This window comes from Flavobacterium sp. GNP010, assembly GCF_056428945.1.
In genome coordinates this window covers 64398-83748 of record NZ_JBWJVK010000003.1, presented here as the reverse complement: position 1 = coordinate 83748, position 19351 = coordinate 64398, and the positions used below count along the sequence as shown (strand labels likewise).

The following is a 19351-nucleotide window of genomic DNA, read 5'->3' as shown; positions in this document are numbered from 1 at the left end:
AATTAATAACAATAATATATGAGACAATTACTTTTAATAGGCCTTTTATTTTTTAATATAGCGGCTCTTTCTGCTCAGGAAAAAGTTCAAATAAAATTAACTTCCACAAGTCCATCTGCTTCATTGCAACAGGAATTGGGAAGTGCAACAATCAAAATTGCTTACAGTAGACCTTTGGCTCGCAGCCGAAAAATATTTGGAGAATTAGTGCCATTTGATAAACTTTGGCGAACTGGCGCAAGTGATTGTACCACACTAACCACTGATGAAGATATTGTTTTTGGGGATACTACATTAAAAGCGGGTAGTTATTCCTTGTTTACCATTCCCTCAAGTACGGAGTGGATTGTCATTATTAATTCAGATACTACTCTCCATGGTGAAAGTGGTTACGATGAAAAAAAGGATATTTTTCGTTTTAAAGTGCCTGTAGATCATATTCAAAATTTTTATGAAACTTTTACAATCGAAATAAACGACATCAATAGCAAAGGAGAAGGTTTCTTGAAAATACTTTGGGAGAATACGATGGTTAAGATTTCTTTGAAAAGTAAAGCCGATGCGGATACTATGGCATTAATTGACACCTACATAATTCAGAAGAAAAGTCAGGACCATAAATTATTATTTCAGGCCGCAAACTATTATTCGATAACGAATAGAGATGCCCCTCAAGCAATAACATGGCTTCTAGAGGCAGAGAAATTAGATCCGGAGAATTTTTATTATCCAAATTTGAGACAAAAATTAGCTGCAGATCTAAAAGATTATCCAATGGCGATTGAAGCTTCTAAAAAGGCTATAGCAATTACAGTACTTAAAAAAATGAAAGGTGCTGAAAAATTGAAAGCGAAAATTGATGAATGGGAATTAATTCTAAAAAACAACAAATAAAATTAGAATTTCTCTTCCAGCTTCTTAAAGTCAGCACTATTAAAAATTAATTTGGGATGTTAAAATGTGTAATGACCTATAATTAGTAGTGAAGAAGAGAAAAGTATCAAATAGCTTTTTAAAATAAATAATGCGATAGGTCACCCAGAGATTCTAATTTGGATGGCTAAACGGATTGATATAATGTATTCGATATTAAAAAAAATAATGAAATGAAAAATTTACTTTTAATTTTTGTCTTCGCCATATTCCCAACTTTGCTTACTGCTCAGAATATGAAAGGTATGGATCACGCCAAAAAAGAGACGCAATCTGCTACTTATACTTGCGTGATGCATCCTGAAATCCATGCCAGTAAACCCGGAAAATGTCCCAAGTGCGGTATGGATTTAGTCAAGGAAAAAGCAAAACCTACTAGAAAAACCATAGTGCAAAAACAAGCTCCAAAAGCAGTCGTTAAGAAAACAGGGACAGCGCAGACAAATGGTGTTGAGGTCGCGAAAGAAACTGAAAATTTGCATAAAAATCATAATCCTGTTGCGGTAGAGAATAAAACACCCACAGTAGCACCTACTACTATACGCCTTAAAAGTGTTCCTCCAAGAACCGTTCGCTATGATCTTTATGTTCGAGACACGATTGTTACGTTTGGGGATAAACCCAAAAGAGCTATTGCTGTAAACGGACAAATTCCGATGCCAACGCTCACCTTTACCGAAGGTGATGTTGCCGAAATTTATGTACACAACGAACTAAATGAAGATACGTCGCTGCACTGGCACGGCTTGTTTTTGCCTAATAAAGAAGATGGTGTTCCAAATCTTACTCAAATGCCCATCAAACCGGGTACCACACATAAATATACCTTTCCAATTATTCAGCACGGAACCCACTGGTATCATAGTCACACAGGATTACAGGAGCAAATTGGGATGTATGGTTCTTTTATCATGAATAAGAGAAACGAGGGCCCAACTTTCAGAAAAGGAATCGATGATTTGCCAGCCATTCCTATTATTCTCAGTGAATGGACCGATATGAAACCAGAAAATGTGCATCGAATGCTACACAATGCTACCGATTGGTTTGCCATTCAAAAAGGAACCACGCAAAGTTATGCCGAAGCTATTAGAGCGGGACATTTTAAGACAAAAGTTACCAATGAATGGAAACGTATGACCGCCATGGATGTTAGTGATATTTACTATAATAAATTCCTAATCAACGGAAAAAACGAAAGTCAAATAGAAGGATTTTCTACACCTCCTTTATCTGTAGATGATTTTGGGGCACGTAAGTTTAAGGCTGGAGATAAAGTACGATTGAAGATTTCTAATGGTGGGGCTTCTACTTATTTTTGGTTGCGATATGCCGGCGGAAAAATTACCGTCGTAGCTAGTGATGGAAATGATGTGGAACCGGTTGAAGTAGATCGATTACTAGTTGCAGTTTCTGAAACGTATGATGTTGTTGTCACTATTCCTGCTGAGAAAACAGCCTATGAGTTTATAGCAACTTCAGAGGATCGTACTAAATCGGCCTCGATATATTTAGGCGATGGTATCAAGCAACTGATTGAACCAATGCCTAAGTTAAAGTATTTTGAAGGCATGAAAATGATGAATGGAATGATGAAAATGAATGGCGATTTAGATGATATGGGCATGCAAATGTCGCTGAACCAAATGGATATGAATGTGGTGATGTATCCTGAAATTACTGGAGCTTTACCAACGGAAGAAAGCATTAAAAGTAAATCTGGGATGGATCATTCTAAACACAACATGGGCAAAATGAAAATGGAGTCCACGCCAAAACCTGTTGCCCAAATGGATCATGCTGCGCATAAAAAGGGAGACATGAAAATGGATGATTCTGCTGCAAAAATGGACAACATGAAAATGACCGAAGCCGATTATGACAGTAACGCACTTTCAGATATAACCACCTTGAATTATGCGATGCTGAAATCGCCAACTAAAACAACGTTACCCAAAGACGCACCAGTAAAAGAATTGCGTTTTGAATTATCCGGAAACATGAATCGCTATGTTTGGAGTTTGGACAATAAAGTAGTTTCTGAAGCGGATAAAATTTTAATTAAAAAAGGAGAGAATGTTCGAATTGTACTCTTCAACGGTTCGATGATGCGCCATCCCATGCACTTGCATGGACACGATTTTAGAGTGTTGAACGGTCAAGAAGAATACGCACCACTGAAAAACATCATCGACATTATGCCAATGGAAACCGATACGATTGAATTTAATGCGAATGTAAAAGGTGATTGGTTTTTTCATTGTCACATTCTTTATCACATGATGGCGGGAATGGGTCGGGTTTTTAGTTATGAAAATCAAGAACCCAATCCTTTGATTCCAAATCCAAAATTAGCCCAGCGTAAATTGTTTGCTGAGGATCGTAAGTTTCATTTTATGGGCGAAAATGATTTTGCAACCAACGGTAATGATGGAATGGTAATGTTTAGCAACACACGTTGGAGTATCGGTACTGAATGGCGTTTGGGATATACCAATCATCACGGGTATGAAACCGAAACACATATTGGGAGATACATTGGGAAAATGCAATGGTTAATGCCGTTTATTGGTTTTGACTGGAGGTACCGAAAAATGGAAATGGGAGAAATAGAAGAGAATCTTTTTGGTCAAAGCAGTACAAAGGATAAGCGAGCCGTTTTTAGTGCCGGAGTCGAATATACGTTGCCAATGCTTATCAAAGCGCAAGCCGAAGTGTACACCGACGGGAATTTCAGATTGCAATTCGAACGTATGGATATTCCGGTTTCCAAAAGATTGCGCATGAATTTAATGTGGAATACCGATAAAGAATACATGGCTGGATTGCGTTATATTTTAACTAAAAATTTCGGGATTACCACGCATTATGATAGTGATATGGGATTGGGTTTTGGATTGAATGTGAATTATTAAATGTAAGTAGCGAATTTATTTTATAATTTAATGATGGAGATTATGATACTGTTGACAGACTAACGAAATGGATTATAATTTGGGACGCAAGCTTTTCCATCTATTAAACTATTTGGTATAAAGCCTTTTCTAACAGTGCTATTGAAAACAGGATGCTTTAATTTTTTAACATAAAAAAGTAAAAATAAAAGCGTGAATTATACAATTATTGATAAAAAACTTGTAATATTTCACAAAATAATTCGATTATTTTTGTTTAACTGAAACACATAGCGTTCGGACTAATTAAAAAATATTGATATGAATAACCCTTCAGCACCAAAAAAAATTACCTGGATTATAGGATTGATTTTCGGTATACTTGGAATCATCGGACATTTTGCAAAAGTGCAGATTTTAACAGAACATAGTTTCACGCTATTGCTTATCGGGTTTGTTGTTTTGGCATTAGGAACGACAGTGCGAGGCGTTTAAACAGTTAGGGATTCTCCTTGAATAGTACGTTTGCAAAACCCATTTCATAATTCTTAGAGTTTGCTAATACTCAACATTTGCGCAGCTTGGTGTTTTATAAGATGAAAAAAGCTAGGTTTTACTCCTAGCTTTTTTGATTTATTGTTGCGAAATACATTTACAAGAATCAAATTAATCTTTTTTATGTTGTTCCGTGTGATTTTGATTTCCGTTAATAGTATGGTCTCCCACGTTCATTCCGTTTGACATTCCGATCATAAATGCAGTAATGATTAGCATGATTTTTCTTTTTGCCCAATGAATAGGGCGTTTAGATTCCTCTAAACGGGTTTTAGTTTTGTGTTTATACATTTTGTAAATGATAAATGATTAGACATTTGGTATCATCTTTATGCATGGAATTGCATAAATGCGTAGAAATAAATTTCTAGGCTTTGTATAAACTTTTATAGGGATTTCGGGAAGTAAGCATCTCATTTATAAAGATGTGTTGTGCTGTAAATGAACTTACTTTTTGATAAAGCAGCGTTTGTAATTTTAGAAGCGCCTTAATTTGAAGACCATAAATATCTTTAAACTGCAGGAAAGCTAACTGAAATAAGAATGGGGTTTTTTCAGAAGAATTGATCTGATTGAATGCGTATAACTTCGAACCTTTATAGTTTAATTCACTTCTTAGGATTGCATTCGAGAATTGATAATACGCTGCTGAATTTGATGGATAATTTAAAGTACCATCATTCACCATCAGACCAAAAGCCAGAAAAAGTGGAATGAGATATTTTAAATGCTTAGTCAATCTATTTAATTTGAATTATAATTTCAAATGTACAAAAGGAACTGTAAATTAAGGACTGTTTTTATTCTTTTTGTTCACAAGCGGCTCCTTCGCATAAAACTTTAGCTTTATTCTTTAAAAAATGAGCCTATTTTAAAAAAAACTTGATATTGGTAACAGTTAGTCTTGAGTGGATTACAAATATCAAATATAATTTGGACTGTTTTTTTTGAAGTTTTGTTTGTTTGGCTTGGTACGTTTTGTAAATAATTCTATTTTTGTACCCGAAATTAAAAATGAGGCCCGTTCGTCTATCGGTTAGGACGCATGGTTTTCATCCATGTAAGAGCGGTTCGATTCCGCTACGGGCTACAATACAAGAATATTATTCTGTCTTTAAAAGATTAGTATTCTAGAATTTCACAAAATAATCTTGCCCTGAAAAATTATATTTTTCAGGGTTTTTTTTATTCTTTCTCACCTTGAAGTTCCTTAGTTGTATATGTAGTTGGTTTTTTGTCCAGTAAAGCGCAGTCGAGAATTTTACCAATAGATTTAAAAAAAAACTAAAATTTTTCTACAAACACCATTAGTTTGCTAACTCTTTAAAAAAAACTGCTACTTGAAAAAAGTGAGTCGCTTGTCTTTAATCGCATCTACTCGAAGCATTTTATAATCCAAAACATAATTTTGATACACGCGCCAAGGTGCTTTGTTTCCTTGACTAGGTAATGATTTAGCCGCTCTCAGGATATAGCCAGAATTAAGGTTCAACAGCGGAACGGGTTGTAAATTAGTTTCTACAACCTTTGCTTGCACTGCTTTGTATTGGTGTTTTTCTAGATAAAATAACATGCGTGAAATGTATTCGCTTGTTAAGTCACTTTTCAATGTCCAAGAGGCATTGGTATACCCTACAAAAATAAAAAAGTTTGGTAAATTACTGATCATTAACCCCTTATAAACAAAGGAACTGGTTAAGTCAAAAGGTTGCGAATCCAATTGAATAGTAACGCCTCCAAAAGGAACTAAATCTAATCCAGTCGCGGTAATAATAATATCAGCCGCAAGAGTTTTGCCTGATTCTAATACAATGCCATTTGCACTAAATCGATCAATATGATCGGTCACCACTGTTGCTTTGCCTTTACGTATTGCTCTAAAAAAATCGCCATTTGGGGCTATACAAAAACGTTGTTCCCAAGGATTATAATTCGGAATAAAATGAGGGTCTACCGGAAAGTCGCCCAATCCTTTTTTGGCGCCTTTGACAATAAAATTTTTCATAGCGTTAGGAAAGAATTTGCAAAGGTTAAAAAAGACTATAGCATAAAAAATATTTTTATACCGAATCAATCGATAGGCTACTTTTTTTGAAAAAACACGTTTGATTCGTGCAGCAATTTTATCATGGTTCGGTAAAGCGGCAATGTACGTGGGCGAGCGTTGTAACAGTACTACCTGCGCACCTTGATTAGCAAGTTCGGGCAAAATAGTTACTGCAGTTGCTCCACTCCCTATTATTACTACATTTTTATTGTTAACAGCCAGTTCTTTTGGCCAGTGTTGCGGATGAATTATTTGGCCTTCAAACAGCGATTGATTTTTAAATGTTGGTGTATACCCTTTATCATAATTGTAATACCCACTGCAACTAAAAATGAAATTACAGGTAAATACATTTTCTTTGGCTGTAGCCAAATTTAAAGTAGTGATGGTCCAAATTTTTTCTTTGGTATTAAAATTATAGGAAAGCGCCTTTTGTTCATAAATTATGCGGTCTTTAACGTGATATTCGTCTGCTGCTTCATTGATGTATTTTAAAATAGAAGGGCCATCAGCAAATGATTTTTGGTCTTCCCACGTTTTAAAGGAATAACCAAAGGTGTACATATCCGAATCAGAACGGATTCCAGGATATTGAAACAAACTCCACGTACCACCCAATTCGGCTCTTGCTTCTAGAATAACATAACTTTTAGAAGGATTTTTACGAGACAAATGACAGGCAGCTCCAATTCCCGAAAGGCCAGCGCCAATTATAATAATATCAGTATGCGTGTTGTGCATGATAAGTTTTAGTATTTGATTTGGTGCAAAATACAAAATAGATTTAACAAACTAATAGTACATTTAAATTGAAAATATAGTATTGCGCTTGTGCGCATTAGTCTAACAATTGGATTTGCTTGAGGTAGTCAAAAATCAATTGATCTACTGCTGAAATTTTATCTCTGTCGGCATAATTTAGCCAATGTAGTGATTCAATTTCAGAACTTGCCTGAAGCGTTCCCTCATAAGTTGCCGCATAGCAGGTCATTTTTACTAGCACTCCTTCAGGATGACCGTGTGCTTGGGCTTCAAAAACACCCATGTACTGCAAGCTGTTTGGATCAAGTTGTACTGTTAGCTCTTCTTGAATTTCTCTTATTAACGCTTCTTTGTCGGTTTCGCCTTTTTCTCTTTTGCCACCTGGAATGTAAAATTTGTCTTTTCCAAAACTTTTTGTAGACAGTATTGATTTGTTCTGCAATTCTATCCAGGCTAGTTTATCAATTGATTTCATGTAGAGCAATTTTTAATAATTAAAATTTGATGTCTGTATCTTTATATCCAGTTGCAGCTGTTGCTAAAAATCCAACAATATAGCTAACCTAGCTACTTTTTACAATATACGATCTTGTTTTTTGTGGCAGTATATTCAAGTTGCAATTTTGCATTCCGGATCCAATTATAGATTTATTTACAGACAGAATTTTAAAAATCAATGTTTTAGTTAACTTTTTTTTAAAAATTTCTAACCGAGTTTAGAAAAATATTTATATATTTGTTTAATCTTAAAACTAAAAACTTAAACAATATGAAACATCTTAAAGTAAAATTATTGCTATTGGTAATGGGGATTTCTCTATTTTTTGTTGCATGTGACAATGGAGATGATGTTCCTGCGCCAACTGTAGTTAACTCCAAAGTTTATCAATTGGGCGCGGTAGGAACTTCTGGCGTAACAGGAACGGCTACCATTATTGAAAAAAGTGATGCAACATTAAGCGTTGAGTTAGTATTGAAAAATACTGTTGCAGGAGCTTCACATCCAGCACATATTCATTTGAATACCGCTGCCGAAGGTGGTGATATTGCACTTTCATTAAAAGCAGTTGACGGTGCGACTGGAAAAAGTACTACTGTATTTAGTGCACTAGATAATGGCACAAAAATTACTTATCAAGAACTACTTAATTTTGATGGGTATATTAATGTTCATTTAAGTGCTAGTAGCTTAGCCACACTTGTTGCACAAGGAGACATAGGACAGAACCAACTTACTGGAGTTTCTAAAGTATATCCTTTGGGAAGCGTTGCTGTTCCAGCAATTTCGGGAACTGCTACTTTCTTTAAAAGAGTAAACGGAGAAGCACTAGCAATTGTACAATTGCAAAACACCACAAATGGTGATTCACACCCAGGTCACATTCATGCCAATACAGCAGCCCAAGGTGGTGGAATTGTGTTTTCTTTCAAACCAGTAACCGGTGGTACAGGATTAAGCGTTACAAACGTATCTAAACTAGATAACGGAACTGCTTTTGGTTACGACCAATTACTAACCTTTAACGGCTACATTAATTTTCATCAAAGTACTACTAATTTAGCTTCTCTTGTTGCTCAAGGCGATATTGGACAAAATGAGTTAACAGGTAAAAAAGTAAGCTATGCATTAGCTCAAAAAGACGTTGCAGGAATTAGTGGTACTGTAGAATTTGCAGAGCGTGTAAACCTAACTACATTAGTAACCATTAAACTGATAGGAACAACGGCAGGTGCGATTCACCCAGCGCACATACATGAAAGCAATGTAGCTACTGGTGGAAATATCATTGCGGGTTTGAATCCAGTAAATGGGACTACCGGAATTAGTAAAACACAAATAGCAACCTTAGTAGGTGGCGCAGCAGTAACGTACACGCAGTTCTTAACATTAGCTGCTTACGTAAATGCACACTTGAGCGACGCTAATATGGCGACTATTGTGGCACAAGGAAATATTGGTTCAAGTGTTGGAGGCGGAGCTGGAACGGTTGAAACAAAAACATACACGGTAACTAATAGCGGTTCTTCATCTTATATTTTTAATGGTGAAGGATTCACAAACGCAAGTAATCCAAATTTAACCTTAAGAAGAGGCGGTACCTACACTTTCAATGTGAATGCACCGGGACACCCTTTCTACATTAATACGGTTCAAGGTACGGGAACTGCTAATGTTTACAATACAGGCGTTACTGGTAATGGAGCAGTAAGTGGAATGGTGAAAATCGTGGTTCCTTCAAATGCACCAAATACCTTATATTACAACTGTGAATTTCACGGTATGATGACGGGAACAATAACAATTACCAACTAGTTTTAAATTTGTAGTATGTAAAAGGGGGATGGTAAAACATTCCCCTTTTGCTTTTTATAAAACGTATTCGAACTCTTTTCCCTGACTGTCTCTTTTTGTAAAATGTTCAATTTAAAGCAGATAGCGGCTTTTGATCAGCTAGAGCGAACTGCTTGTTACTTTGGTAGTAGACAAAGTTCTAGTTCTTATAAAATCTAAAATTAGGATTAAGGAAATTTATATGCATAAGTAAAGGAACACAAGCAAAACCATCTTGATTTTAACGCACAAAAAAAGAGGACAATACACCCTCTTGATATTCTCTCTCTACACTTAACGATAACTCCATAGGACCTGACAGTGTATGGTTCCAGCTTGACCGCCGCGGAGGATTCAACAGGAATTTCATTACTTTGTCGGTTCGCTATTGTTTGGATGTTTGTTCGTCGCGGCGAACGTAACGAAGTCTAGCTGTTTAGAGGCTGTTTTTAATATTTAATCCAAAACGCTTCGGTTAAGTAAAAAACTGTATCTATGAAATATAAAACTTCATTTCTTGTCAAAACATTTTCATCATGTAAATCTTCTAAAATAATTCCGATTTCGCGATTGATATAATCATTGTTACGATTATTTTCAAAACCATTTAAAGTTAAAAATTCCTTGACTTGCTTCAAATCTGTTTTAGCAGTTATTGAAACATAAGATTGTTGAACAACCGCATATAAAATCTCATTATCTTTAGTAAAGCCAATCAAATCGTATGCTGTATCTGGAAAGAAATAATTGTGAAGTAATAAATTGTGTAAATAATCTTTCCAAGAATTGTAATAAATACTGTCATTCAGCTTAAGTACATTTTCTGGATCTTTTAAATATACTTTTTGTTCTGCGCCTTCACTAACATATTGAGTTAAATCAATATCTATCCAAAGATTATTATCAGAAACATAGCTTTCTAATTTCTTTGTTTCTTGTTTTTTGATGTGCTTTTCGTCTTCAATGATTGTGCTTGTTTGCGCGCCATCGTTAAGGTAACTGGCGACTGATTGGATAGTTGTTCCATACCTAATTTGGCTCTTTCCTGAAAGGACATTGTGTAGTTCATGTTTCAAATGATTTTGCATCAACAAATATAAACAAACTTTTCAATTATTGAAAAGTAGTCGATCGTTACATCTTTCAATATAATCGCGGTCGCAAGGTGTCTTCGCTGAAGCCAAAGTTCTAGTTCCTATAAATCTAGATTTAGGATTAAGGGATTTTATGTTCACAAGTAAAGGAACACAAGCAAAACCATCTTGATTTTACCGCATAAAAAAAGAAGATAATAAATTCTCTTAATATTTTTTTTCTAAACTTTACGATAACTCCATAGCTTTTTGCAGTGACAGGTTACGTTTAACCAGAGTAGCATTGTTCGTGCTGAGCAAGAAACGAGAATTTAGCTTTTTGTATTAGCGATTTTTTTATGGTTTAATTCGAATGATTTTATTGTCTTTCAACACAATCAAATCACTATTCATTTTCTTTTTGAACTCAATTAATTTTTCATAAACTTTGTCCATTCCTTCTAATATTTTAGTTTGGTTTTGTGTTCTTTAATGAGTTTTCATTATCGTAATTTGTTTTTTTATATTTTGACTTTTCTGCGTTCCGCCAATCGTCCAGCTGTTACTGTAGATTTGTACTAAATTAAGTCCTATTTTCGGATTTTCCAAATCTCATAAATACAAAACTAAAATCCCATTAAGCCAATTGCCCACATACGTCGTAGCTGTTGGCAGGTCGTTTTCATTCTATGTAAATATTTTTTTCGTATAATTCTATTAATGGTTCTAGTCTGTTTTGTTTATTTAAAATTCCTGCAATTATAAATTCAACAACAAATAGATATAAAAACAATAAAGTTCCTATTAAATAATTTCCGTTTTTCATAATTCTTAAAAACTCAACAAAACAAATTCCAAGTAATATTGTTAAAATTGTTTTTAACCAATTTATACTTGGAATTATTTTTAATTCTTGTAGTAAAAAATTTAAAAAAGTTGGTAATGGTAAAATGAATAATCCCCAAAACGGTATTTCTGTATTCACAAATAGCATAAATATTATGCCGAATGGAATTCCTAAACATCTTGCGCAAATTCTTATCCCTAAAAATTTATATGTTCGACAATATTGTTGTGGCGGATGATGTGATATTAACATTGACCATCTAATATTTTTTTTCTTAACTATTTCTTTTTCCAATTTCATCTGCTTTGGCTGGACTAAAACTATCTCCATTACATATTGGACATTTGTTTTTCTTTATCAAATAATACGGAACATAAAATATTCCGCACAATAGAATAAAAACTAACCAGTTAAATTTTTTCCCAGCAATAATATTTCTATTGCATAAGTTACACCATTTAGGACTTGCCATAATTCAATTAATTTTAATTATTTATTTAAGTTATTGTTAATTCTGTTTTTTATTTTTTTTAAGCAATATGACTCCCAACTAGCACAAGAGCGAAATAAACCTTCATACACATACCCAAATTTAGGTAGATTGGCGAGGGTTTGTTTCGCTTTATCGAGTTTCAAATATATAAATAATTCTTTACAAACCATCAAAAGGACTTTTTATTTGTTGCAAACTTTTCGTACTAACGTGCGTATAAATTTTGGTAGTTTTGCAGCTGCGATCTCCCAATAATTCTTATATGAATCGAATGTTTAAGATTTGTTGTAAAATAAGGAGTTGTAAAATTGTGGCTCAAGCCCAATTTCCTCATTTGGTGAAAGTGTAATTCCACACATATCCTTTTTTTTTAAAAAACAGATTGCCAATTTACCCGAAATTTAAGTCAGATGAATCGATACTACTAAATCGTGATGAATCGATAAAGCAGCAATTTTACGCTGCAAATTAAAGATCTAATCTTACAGAATTCTACACTTTTTTACTATTTGGGAATGTGAAAGTCACAATTTGCATTTCTCATTTGTTGACAATAAAAAATCGAGTTTTATACTTTGACCCGCGTGAAGGATGGCAGTGGAGCTCTTTTATGGACAGCCTTTTTTTGGCTGGCGATAAAAAGCGGGAACGAACAGCCTGACGAACCGCAGAGAAACGGAGGTGCGGCACGCCCAAACAGTCCAAATGTTTTAGATTTTTGGAGTCAGAATCCGAGGGAATGCGATGCAAAAGGTTCGGGTGTAAAAAACTTGGTTGGCTTGTAAAAATTTTATAATTTTGCAGACCGAAATTATAATGTAAAGTAAAGAAGAAGATGGATATCAAAAGAGTAGCAATAGACGCTGTAAACGAGACGATTGTAATGACTGTAGTTCAGATGGATTACAAAGGTCAAGTAGCAAAAAGAATAAACGAAAAAATGCCTTTGGCAACCGTAAAAGGATTCCGTAAAGGGGCTGTGCCTAAAGATCTTGTTGAAAAACAATACGGAAAAGCGATCAAACAAGAAGAAGTTCAAAAAGTAGTAGACTTGGCGCTAGAGCGTTTTGTACAATCGGAGCGTTTAAACTTGTTAGGGACTCCGTTACTTAAAGCGAATGAAAACTTTGATTGGAGTGCTGAAGAATTGGTTTTTGAATATGAAATAGGTTTGGTTCCTAACTTCACTTTAGATTTAGAAGCTAAAAACGATATCGTGAAATATGTGGTTACTGCTGATGATAAATTAATTGACGGACAGTTAGCAAGAATCCAAAAGCAATTTGGAACTGCCATTCCTCAAGAGGTTGTTGCTGCAGATTCAGATGTAACTGGAACATTCACTAACGAAGAAAAAGGAATTAATAACGCAACTACTATTGCTGCTGACCTTTTCAAGAACAAATCGACTTTTGACTTGTTCCTAGGTAAAAAAGTAGGGGATGTGGTGACTGTAAATACAAAAGGTTTATTTGAAGACGACCACCAATTGATGGACGTAATGAAAGTAAATCATGATGACGTTCACGGTTTAGAAGTGGATGTAAACTTCACCATCGAAGCGATTAATACAGCTGAATTAGCAGAGTTGGACCAAGAATTGTTTGATAAATTGTTTGGTGCTGGAACTATTGCTACGGTAGATGAATTGAAAGCAAAAATTAAAGAAGATGCTGAAACTCAATTTGCACAGCAAGCGGATCAAAAATTATTAGGTGATGTTACTGAGTTTTTAATTGAAAGCACAAAATTTGATTTACCAGCTGAATTCCTGAAAAAATGGTTGCAAACTGTTGGTGAGAAAAAATTATCTCCTGAGGAAGCTGAGGTAGAATACGCTCGTTCTGAGAAAGGATTGCGTTTTCAATTGATCGAAGGTAGAGCTATGGCTCAATCTGATATCAAAATCACGTTTGAAGATTTGAAAACCTTCACAACAAAAAATATCCGTCAGCAAATGGCACAATTCGGACAAACAAATCCTACTGACGCAGAAGTGCAAGGAATTGTTGCTAGAGTTTTGTCGAATCAAGACGAAGTAAAAAGACTTTCGGACCAAGTGGTTGCAGAGAAATTATTGGAATTGTTCAAAGAAAAAGCAAATCCTACAACGAAAGAAGTTACTTACGATGAATTTATTGCTGCCTCTTACGGAGAATAAATTCGAGTCGTAAAGTCAGATGTCATAAAGTCAAAAGTTGAAAAAACGGAAAATAATTTCGTTAGTTGTTTCAAATTTTAAGATTTTATTACAAATGCAAAACAATAAAAAATAAGTATATTTGAGCGTCAGAAAATTAATTTTGACGCTCTTTTATTTTTTAGTGTTTTTAGGAGCTAATCCAGCTTTTCACTACAAGTTTTTTCTTCCGTTTCTGTTTTTTAAATCTCTGCAAGAGCTTCTTTCAGTCGCTTTGCAAGAATAAAAAAACTAAAAAACGGAATTCAAAAAGCTTTCCGTTACAATCTGGGCTAAAAAATAAGACATATTGACATCATTTATAAAGAGGTATGACCTTTGCACTAAATGGAATCACAAGATATAACGTAAAACTTAGAACAAAAAAATATGAACTACGGTAAAGAATTTAAAAAATTTGCTACAAAGCACCAAGGGGTAAATGCCTTGTACTACGACAAAATCGTAGCAGCAATGAACCCAACTAATATGACTCCATATATTATTGAAGAACGCCAATTGAATATTTCACAATTAGACGTTTTTTCTAGACTAATGATGGATCGTATTATTTTTCTAGGAACTGGAATCGATGACCAAATTGCAAATATCGTTCAAGCACAATTGTTGTTCCTAGAAAGTGCAGATGCGTCTAAGGATATTCAAATTTACTTGAATTCTCCAGGAGGAAGCGTTTATGCAGGTTTAGGAATTTATGATACCATGCAATACATCAAGCCAGATGTTGCTACAATTTGTACTGGAATGGCGGCTTCTATGGGAGCGGTATTGTTGTGTGCGGGAGCAGCAGGAAAACGTTCGGCTTTGCCACATTCAAGAGTAATGATTCACCAGCCATCTGGCGGAGCGCAAGGAGTTGCAACAGATATGGAAATTAACTTACGCGAAATGTTGAAACTGAAAGACGAGTTGTACAATATTATTTCGCACCATTCTGGACAAACTTTCGACAAAGTGCACAAAGACAGTGAGCGTGATTACTGGATGAAAGCAGATGAAGCTAAAGAATACGGAATGATAGATGAGGTTTTAAGAAGAGGATAAAAATACAGTCGAAAGTCGAAGGTCGAAAGTCAAAAGCAATGCTAGGAACTTTCGACCTTATGACTTTATGATTTTAGACTAAAAAGAATGGCGAAAGAAAAATTAGAATGTTCGTTTTGTGGTAGAAAAAAGCCAGAAACTAATTTATTAATTGCAGGAATTGATGCTCACATTTGTGATAAATGCATCGAGCAGGCACACGGAATTGTTCTGGAAGAATTAAAAACATCCGGTAGTTCAAAACTAGTGGGTGATTTGATTTTGAAAAAACCAAAAGAAATCAGAGCGTTCTTAGACCAATATGTAATTGGACAAGACCAAACTAAAAAAGTAATGTCGGTTGCGGTGTACAATCACTACAAACGTTTGATGCAACAGCAGCTAGACGATGAGGTGGAGATTGAAAAAAGCAACATCATCATGGTGGGACAAACAGGAACAGGAAAAACATTGGTTGCTAAAACCATTGCCAAAATGTTGGATGTACCGTTAGCTATTGTTGATGCTACCGTTCTTACAGAAGCAGGTTATGTAGGAGAAGATGTCGAAAGTATTTTGACACGTCTTTTGCAAGCAGCTGATTATGATGTAGCCAAAGCAGAACGCGGCATCGTATTTATTGACGAAATTGATAAAATTGCACGCAAGAGCGACAATCCGTCTATAACTCGTGACGTTTCTGGCGAAGGGGTGCAACAAGCATTATTGAAATTGTTAGAAGGAACCGTTGTAAATGTGCCACCAAAAGGAGGACGCAAGCACCCGGACCAAAAATTTGTTGAGGTAAACACGCAGAATATCTTGTTTATTGCTGGTGGCGCTTTTGATGGAATCGAAAGAATCATTTCAAAAAGATTGAACCGTCAGGCAGTGGGGTATTCTACTTCTAAGAATACAGATAATATCGATAAGGACAATTTGTTACAATACATTATCCCAAAAGACATCAAAGATTTTGGATTAATCCCTGAGATTATTGGTCGTTTACCAGTATTAACACACATGGATCCTTTAGACAGAGCTACATTACGTTCTATTTTAACAGTGCCTAAAAATGCGTTGATCAAGCAATATGAGAAATTGTTTTTGATGGATGAAGTAACTTTTACTATCACAGATGAAGCACTTGATTTTATTGTTGATAAAGCCTTAGAATATAAACTTGGTGCTCGTGGACTACGTTCGTTATGCGAAGCTATTTTAACGGATGCGATGTATGAATTACCAAGTTCTGACGATAAAACATTAGAAATTGATGCAGATTACGCTAAAGAAACATTGAATAAAAATTTATTGAAGCGATTGGAGATTGCGTCATAAGTAATTTGGAGGTTCAATAAATATCAAAATAAAGCTCAAAAACATCCGTTTTTGAGCTTTATTCGTTAAAGGTACCACGTGTATTCAAGATTCGATTATTGAGTTTTTCTTAACCGTTTCGTATATTTCTTTTTATTAGCTTAGTGAGTACAGTTTCATTTTAATAATGTCCAAATGCACTCAAAACCAATACTGTTACAAATTGTTCTTGAATCCTATATACTAATCGATGTTCTCTATTTATTCTTCTCGATAGTGTTTGAACTTCGTAATATTTCAATTGTTCTACCTGACCAGTTCCTGTATAAGGATGCTCCTGAAGCTCCAAAAACAACTTCGCTAATTTCTTTAATACGGATTTGTTTCCACTTTCTTTGAGACGTTCAATATCTTTTAAAGCTTCTTCGGAAAATTTAATTTGGTATATCATAAACCAAGCAAAGACTTGAATTCTTGCGCACTTTTAATCTCTAACACTTTACCTTCTTCGGCCTGTTTTAGAGCGCGATCAATTTTTGCATAAAATTCAGCTTCTGTCATTAAACTTTCATCCTGCATAATTGGTACTAATTTATAACTTTTATTCTTTCCTCTCTGCACAATTACCTGTTCGTTATCGTCGATCAAATCAAAATATTTTTTCTGATGATCTCTAAATTCTCTACTACTTATGACTATCATATCTGTTTTTTTATGTGTACCAATTTGGTACAAAAATACTAAAAATAGTAGTATAATTTTCTAAATTATTAAATAAGAAGCAGATATTGACGACTACATTTTTTTAATTGAAAATCACAATTCAATTTTATAAAGCTTGGACGATAAAACATTAGAAATTGATGCAATTACGCTAAAGAAACATTGAATAAAAATTTATAGAAGCGATTGGAGATTGCGTCATAGAAATTACATATTTCTCAAAAATACGAACCTGTTCATTGATTTGAGCAGGTTTTTTTAGGGGTAAATTACACTATATGTTATTGTTTGTAAAAAGGAACCTTATTTTTTTTTATCAAGGTCAAAATACCGAATTTTGTCCTTTCTAAATCAAATAAGTACAGCATGCAACTAGAAGAAAACGAGGTTATTTTATTGAAAGTTTCTGGCCAAGATAAACCTGGAGTAACAGCTGGATTATCATCTATTTTAGCAAATTACGACGCCATTATTTTAGATATTGGTCAAGCAGATATTCATGACACGCTTTCCCTAGGAATTTTGTTCGAAATCAAAGCGGGATCAACCTCAGGTCCCGTTTTGAAAGATTTATTGTTTAAAGCCTATGAATTGGGCGTGAAGGTTAAGTTTAGTCCTGTTTCTATTTCAGATTATGAGATTTGGGTCAAAGGACAACGCAAACAACGCTATTCGATCAATGTGTTAGGAGAAACATTGACTGCTGTGCAATTAGCCGCTGTGACTCAGATTTTATCCAATCAAAATTTGAATATTGATTCGATTAAGCGTTTAACAGGTCGGGTTTCTATTGTCGAAAAAGAAGAATTCCCGCGCTCTTGCATCCAATTGTCAGTGACAGGAACTATCATAGATAAGTCTTTTATGACGGCTAGTTTTATGGAAATTTCCAGAACCTTAGATGTGGATATTTCGTTTCAGGAGGACAATATGTACCGAAGAAACAGACGCCTGGTGTGTTTTGATATGGATTCGACTCTTATTCAAACCGAGGTTATTGATGAATTAGCGGAGTTAGCAGGTGTGGGTGTGCAAGTTCGTGCCATTACAGAAGCAGCGATGAATGGGGAAATCGATTTTAGCGAAAGCTTTAAACAACGCATGGCTTTACTCGAAGGCTTGAGTGAAGAGGTACTGCAAACGGTTGCTGAAAATTTACCTATTACCAAAGGCGCTCATCGCTTGATGAAAGCCTTGAAATACTATGGCTATAAAACAGCGATTCTCTCTGGAGGGTTTACTTTTTTTGGGAAATACCTTCAAAAAGAATTGGGAATCGATTATGTACATGCTAATGAACTTGAGATTATCAACGGTAAATTAACCGGTAATTATTTGGGCGAAATTGTTGATGGTAAAAAGAAAGCCGAATATTTACAAGCCATTGCAGACAAGGAAGGCATTCACATCAATCAAACTATTGCTGTGGGTGATGGCGCCAATGATTTGCCCATGTTGAATCTAGCAGGTCTAGGTATTGCTTTTCATGCTAAACCAACCGTAAAGGAAAAAGCCGAAAGTTCTATTTCTAGTTTAGGTCTGGATGGTGTTTTATACTTACTAGGCTACCACGACAGGCATATTGATATGATGGAGTAGGAGTAAAATACTGTAATACTTATAAAATAAGGCTGTTCAAAAAAGTGATTTTTTACAGCCTTTTTTATGCTTTAACGGTAAACACTTTTTCAGGTTTTAGTCATGTTTCTTGGTCGAGAGATTTTCAGATTCCTTAGGTTTAATTCTATTCACTAAGTCTGAATAATATTTTATTTTAAGTACAAGTGTTTTTCGAACTAATAAATACAAATCAATCAAAATAATTGAAATAATTAAAATTAAAAGTGCTGGAACAAAAATGGCTATGTTTTCTATCATGATGTTTATTTAATTTTTTGACCTGGATATGCAAATAAAAATTGCACATTAAGTGAGTGTTTGTTTAAGAGAATAATTTTTTATTTAGAATACTTATTTGATAAGGTATAAAACGCTACTGTAATTTTATGCTTTATTTTTTCAGGTTGTTCAAATATTTGTTTTTCGGGAACTTTACAAATTCCTCTAGCGCCACAACGCATTCGGTGCGGTCCGCAAGAACTTATAATAAAAAGTGTAATCAAGATATAAAAGGTGTTTTTCAACTTTT

The 19351-nt window shown here is 34.7% G+C and carries 19 protein-coding genes and 1 tRNA gene; 9 read left to right on the top strand and 11 right to left on the bottom strand.

Annotated elements, in window-relative coordinates:
* The first annotated feature begins 18 nt into the window (after positions 1-18).
* From AC061C_RS01805 to AC061C_RS01795, 3 genes are all read left to right on the top strand, one after another.
* Complete coding sequence (locus AC061C_RS01805) at positions 19-894, top strand: DUF2911 domain-containing protein (protein WP_478289780.1); 876 nt, start codon at positions 19-21, stop codon at positions 892-894.
* Positions 895-1106: 212 nt separating this feature from the next.
* On the top strand, positions 1107-3848 hold the full coding sequence (locus tag AC061C_RS01800; RefSeq protein WP_478289779.1) for a multicopper oxidase domain-containing protein: 2742 nt from the start codon (positions 1107-1109) through the stop codon (positions 3846-3848).
* Positions 3849-4148: 300 nt separating this feature from the next.
* The gene (locus tag AC061C_RS01795) at positions 4149-4322 is read left to right on the top strand and encodes a hypothetical protein (RefSeq protein WP_478289778.1); all 174 of its coding nucleotides are present in this window, start codon (positions 4149-4151) and stop codon (positions 4320-4322) included.
* A gap of 171 nt (positions 4323-4493) precedes the next feature.
* On the opposite strand, the gene AC061C_RS01790 is transcribed toward AC061C_RS01795, so the two are convergent.
* Both AC061C_RS01790 and AC061C_RS01785 read right to left on the bottom strand, forming a co-directional pair.
* A complete protein-coding gene (locus tag AC061C_RS01790; protein ID WP_417947310.1) occupies positions 4494-4673 on the bottom strand; it encodes a hypothetical protein in 180 nt (59 codons plus the stop codon).
* A gap of 76 nt (positions 4674-4749) precedes the next feature.
* The gene (locus AC061C_RS01785; RefSeq protein WP_478289777.1) at positions 4750-5121 is read right to left on the bottom strand and encodes a hypothetical protein; all 372 of its coding nucleotides are present in this window, start codon (positions 5119-5121) and stop codon (positions 4750-4752) included.
* A 279-nt stretch (positions 5122-5400) separates the two neighbouring features.
* Between AC061C_RS01785 and AC061C_RS01780 the strand changes: the two genes are divergently transcribed.
* A tRNA-Glu gene (locus AC061C_RS01780) sits at positions 5401-5472 on the top strand.
* 246 nt (positions 5473-5718) lie between these two features.
* Here AC061C_RS01780 and AC061C_RS01775 read toward each other — a convergent pair.
* On the bottom strand, positions 5719-7170 hold the full coding sequence (locus AC061C_RS01775) for a flavin-containing monooxygenase (RefSeq protein ID WP_478289776.1): 1452 nt from the start codon (positions 7168-7170) through the stop codon (positions 5719-5721).
* A gap of 97 nt (positions 7171-7267) precedes the next feature.
* Positions 7268-7666: an NUDIX hydrolase gene (locus AC061C_RS01770; protein ID WP_478289775.1), complete on the bottom strand. Its 399-nt coding sequence runs from the start codon at positions 7664-7666 to the stop codon at positions 7268-7270.
* Positions 7667-7960: 294 nt separating this feature from the next.
* Here AC061C_RS01770 and AC061C_RS01765 point away from each other — a divergent pair, with 294 nt between their 5' ends.
* Entirely contained in the window at positions 7961-9505 is a 1545-nt protein-coding gene (locus AC061C_RS01765; protein ID WP_478289774.1) for a hypothetical protein, read from the top strand.
* Between the two features lie 467 nt (positions 9506-9972).
* Here AC061C_RS01765 and AC061C_RS01760 read toward each other — a convergent pair whose 3' ends face one another.
* The 3 genes from AC061C_RS01760 to AC061C_RS01750 all read right to left on the bottom strand — a co-directional run bounded on the left by AC061C_RS01760 (position 9973) and on the right by AC061C_RS01750 (position 11915).
* Positions 9973-10599: a putative polyvalent protein kinase domain-containing protein gene (locus tag AC061C_RS01760; RefSeq protein ID WP_478289773.1), complete on the bottom strand. Its 627-nt coding sequence runs from the start codon at positions 10597-10599 to the stop codon at positions 9973-9975.
* Positions 10600-11278: 679 nt separating this feature from the next.
* On the bottom strand, positions 11279-11737 hold the full coding sequence (locus tag AC061C_RS01755; RefSeq protein ID WP_478289772.1) for a DUF2085 domain-containing protein: 459 nt from the start codon (positions 11735-11737) through the stop codon (positions 11279-11281).
* Positions 11718-11915, bottom strand: a complete 198-nt coding sequence (locus AC061C_RS01750) for a hypothetical protein (RefSeq protein ID WP_478289771.1) — start codon at positions 11913-11915, stop codon at positions 11718-11720. The genes AC061C_RS01755 and AC061C_RS01750 overlap by 20 nt, the downstream gene beginning before the upstream one ends.
* Before the next feature lie 856 nt (positions 11916-12771).
* On the opposite strand from AC061C_RS01750, the gene AC061C_RS01745 reads away from it, so the two are divergent.
* From AC061C_RS01745 to clpX, 3 genes are all read left to right on the top strand, one after another.
* Complete coding sequence (locus tag AC061C_RS01745; protein WP_478289770.1) at positions 12772-14097, top strand: trigger factor; 1326 nt, start codon at positions 12772-12774, stop codon at positions 14095-14097.
* 408 nt (positions 14098-14505) lie between these two features.
* Complete coding sequence (gene clpP / locus AC061C_RS01740) at positions 14506-15180, top strand: ATP-dependent Clp endopeptidase proteolytic subunit ClpP (RefSeq protein ID WP_417977456.1); 675 nt, start codon at positions 14506-14508, stop codon at positions 15178-15180.
* Between the two features lie 87 nt (positions 15181-15267).
* Positions 15268-16500 carry an ATP-dependent Clp protease ATP-binding subunit ClpX gene (gene clpX, locus AC061C_RS01735; RefSeq protein ID WP_417971823.1) on the top strand — a complete coding sequence of 411 codons (1233 nt, stop codon included), beginning with the start codon at positions 15268-15270 and terminating at the stop codon, positions 16498-16500.
* Between the two features lie 160 nt (positions 16501-16660).
* On the opposite strand, the gene AC061C_RS01730 is transcribed toward clpX, so the two are convergent.
* Both AC061C_RS01730 and AC061C_RS01725 read right to left on the bottom strand, forming a co-directional pair.
* Positions 16661-16930 (bottom strand): Txe/YoeB family addiction module toxin, encoded by a 270-nt coding sequence (locus AC061C_RS01730; protein ID WP_417977454.1) that lies wholly within the window; start codon positions 16928-16930, stop codon positions 16661-16663.
* On the bottom strand, positions 16927-17181 hold the full coding sequence (locus AC061C_RS01725) for a prevent-host-death protein (protein ID WP_417977452.1): 255 nt from the start codon (positions 17179-17181) through the stop codon (positions 16927-16929). The genes AC061C_RS01730 and AC061C_RS01725 overlap by 4 nt, the downstream gene beginning before the upstream one ends.
* Positions 17182-17568: 387 nt before the next feature.
* Between AC061C_RS01725 and serB the strand changes: the two genes are divergently transcribed.
* A complete protein-coding gene (gene serB / locus AC061C_RS01720) occupies positions 17569-18801 on the top strand; it encodes a phosphoserine phosphatase SerB (protein WP_478289769.1) in 1233 nt (410 codons plus the stop codon).
* Positions 18802-18897: 96 nt separating this feature from the next.
* Here the strand turns inward: serB and AC061C_RS01715 are convergent, their stop codons facing one another.
* Entirely contained in the window at positions 18898-19080 is a 183-nt protein-coding gene (locus AC061C_RS01715) for a hypothetical protein (protein ID WP_478289768.1), read from the bottom strand.
* 80 nt (positions 19081-19160) lie between these two features.
* Positions 19161-19346 (bottom strand): hypothetical protein, encoded by a 186-nt coding sequence (locus AC061C_RS01710; protein ID WP_478289767.1) that lies wholly within the window; start codon positions 19344-19346, stop codon positions 19161-19163.
* Positions 19347-19351 lie beyond the last annotated feature (5 nt).

Coding starts and splice junctions, on each gene's coding strand:
- AC061C_RS01805 (WP_478289780.1), top strand. CDS start 19: ATGAGACAATTACTTTTAATAGGCCTTTTATTTTTTAATATAGCGGCT.
- AC061C_RS01800 (WP_478289779.1), top strand. CDS start 1,107: ATGAAAAATTTACTTTTAATTTTTGTCTTCGCCATATTCCCAACTTTG.
- AC061C_RS01795 (WP_478289778.1), top strand. CDS start 4,149: ATGAATAACCCTTCAGCACCAAAAAAAATTACCTGGATTATAGGATTG.
- AC061C_RS01790 (WP_417947310.1), bottom strand. CDS start 4,673: ATGTATAAACACAAAACTAAAACCCGTTTAGAGGAATCTAAACGCCCT.
- AC061C_RS01775 (WP_478289776.1), bottom strand. CDS start 7,170: ATGCACAACACGCATACTGATATTATTATAATTGGCGCTGGCCTTTCG.
- AC061C_RS01770 (WP_478289775.1), bottom strand. CDS start 7,666: ATGAAATCAATTGATAAACTAGCCTGGATAGAATTGCAGAACAAATCA.
- AC061C_RS01765 (WP_478289774.1), top strand. CDS start 7,961: ATGAAACATCTTAAAGTAAAATTATTGCTATTGGTAATGGGGATTTCT.
- AC061C_RS01750 (WP_478289771.1), bottom strand. CDS start 11,915: ATGGCAAGTCCTAAATGGTGTAACTTATGCAATAGAAATATTATTGCT.
- AC061C_RS01745 (WP_478289770.1), top strand. CDS start 12,772: ATGGATATCAAAAGAGTAGCAATAGACGCTGTAAACGAGACGATTGTA.
- clpP (WP_417977456.1), top strand. CDS start 14,506: ATGAACTACGGTAAAGAATTTAAAAAATTTGCTACAAAGCACCAAGGG.
- clpX (WP_417971823.1), top strand. CDS start 15,268: ATGGCGAAAGAAAAATTAGAATGTTCGTTTTGTGGTAGAAAAAAGCCA.
- AC061C_RS01730 (WP_417977454.1), bottom strand. CDS start 16,930: ATGATATACCAAATTAAATTTTCCGAAGAAGCTTTAAAAGATATTGAA.
- AC061C_RS01725 (WP_417977452.1), bottom strand. CDS start 17,181: ATGATAGTCATAAGTAGTAGAGAATTTAGAGATCATCAGAAAAAATAT.
- serB (WP_478289769.1), top strand. CDS start 17,569: ATGCAACTAGAAGAAAACGAGGTTATTTTATTGAAAGTTTCTGGCCAA.
- AC061C_RS01715 (WP_478289768.1), bottom strand. CDS start 19,080: ATGATAGAAAACATAGCCATTTTTGTTCCAGCACTTTTAATTTTAATT.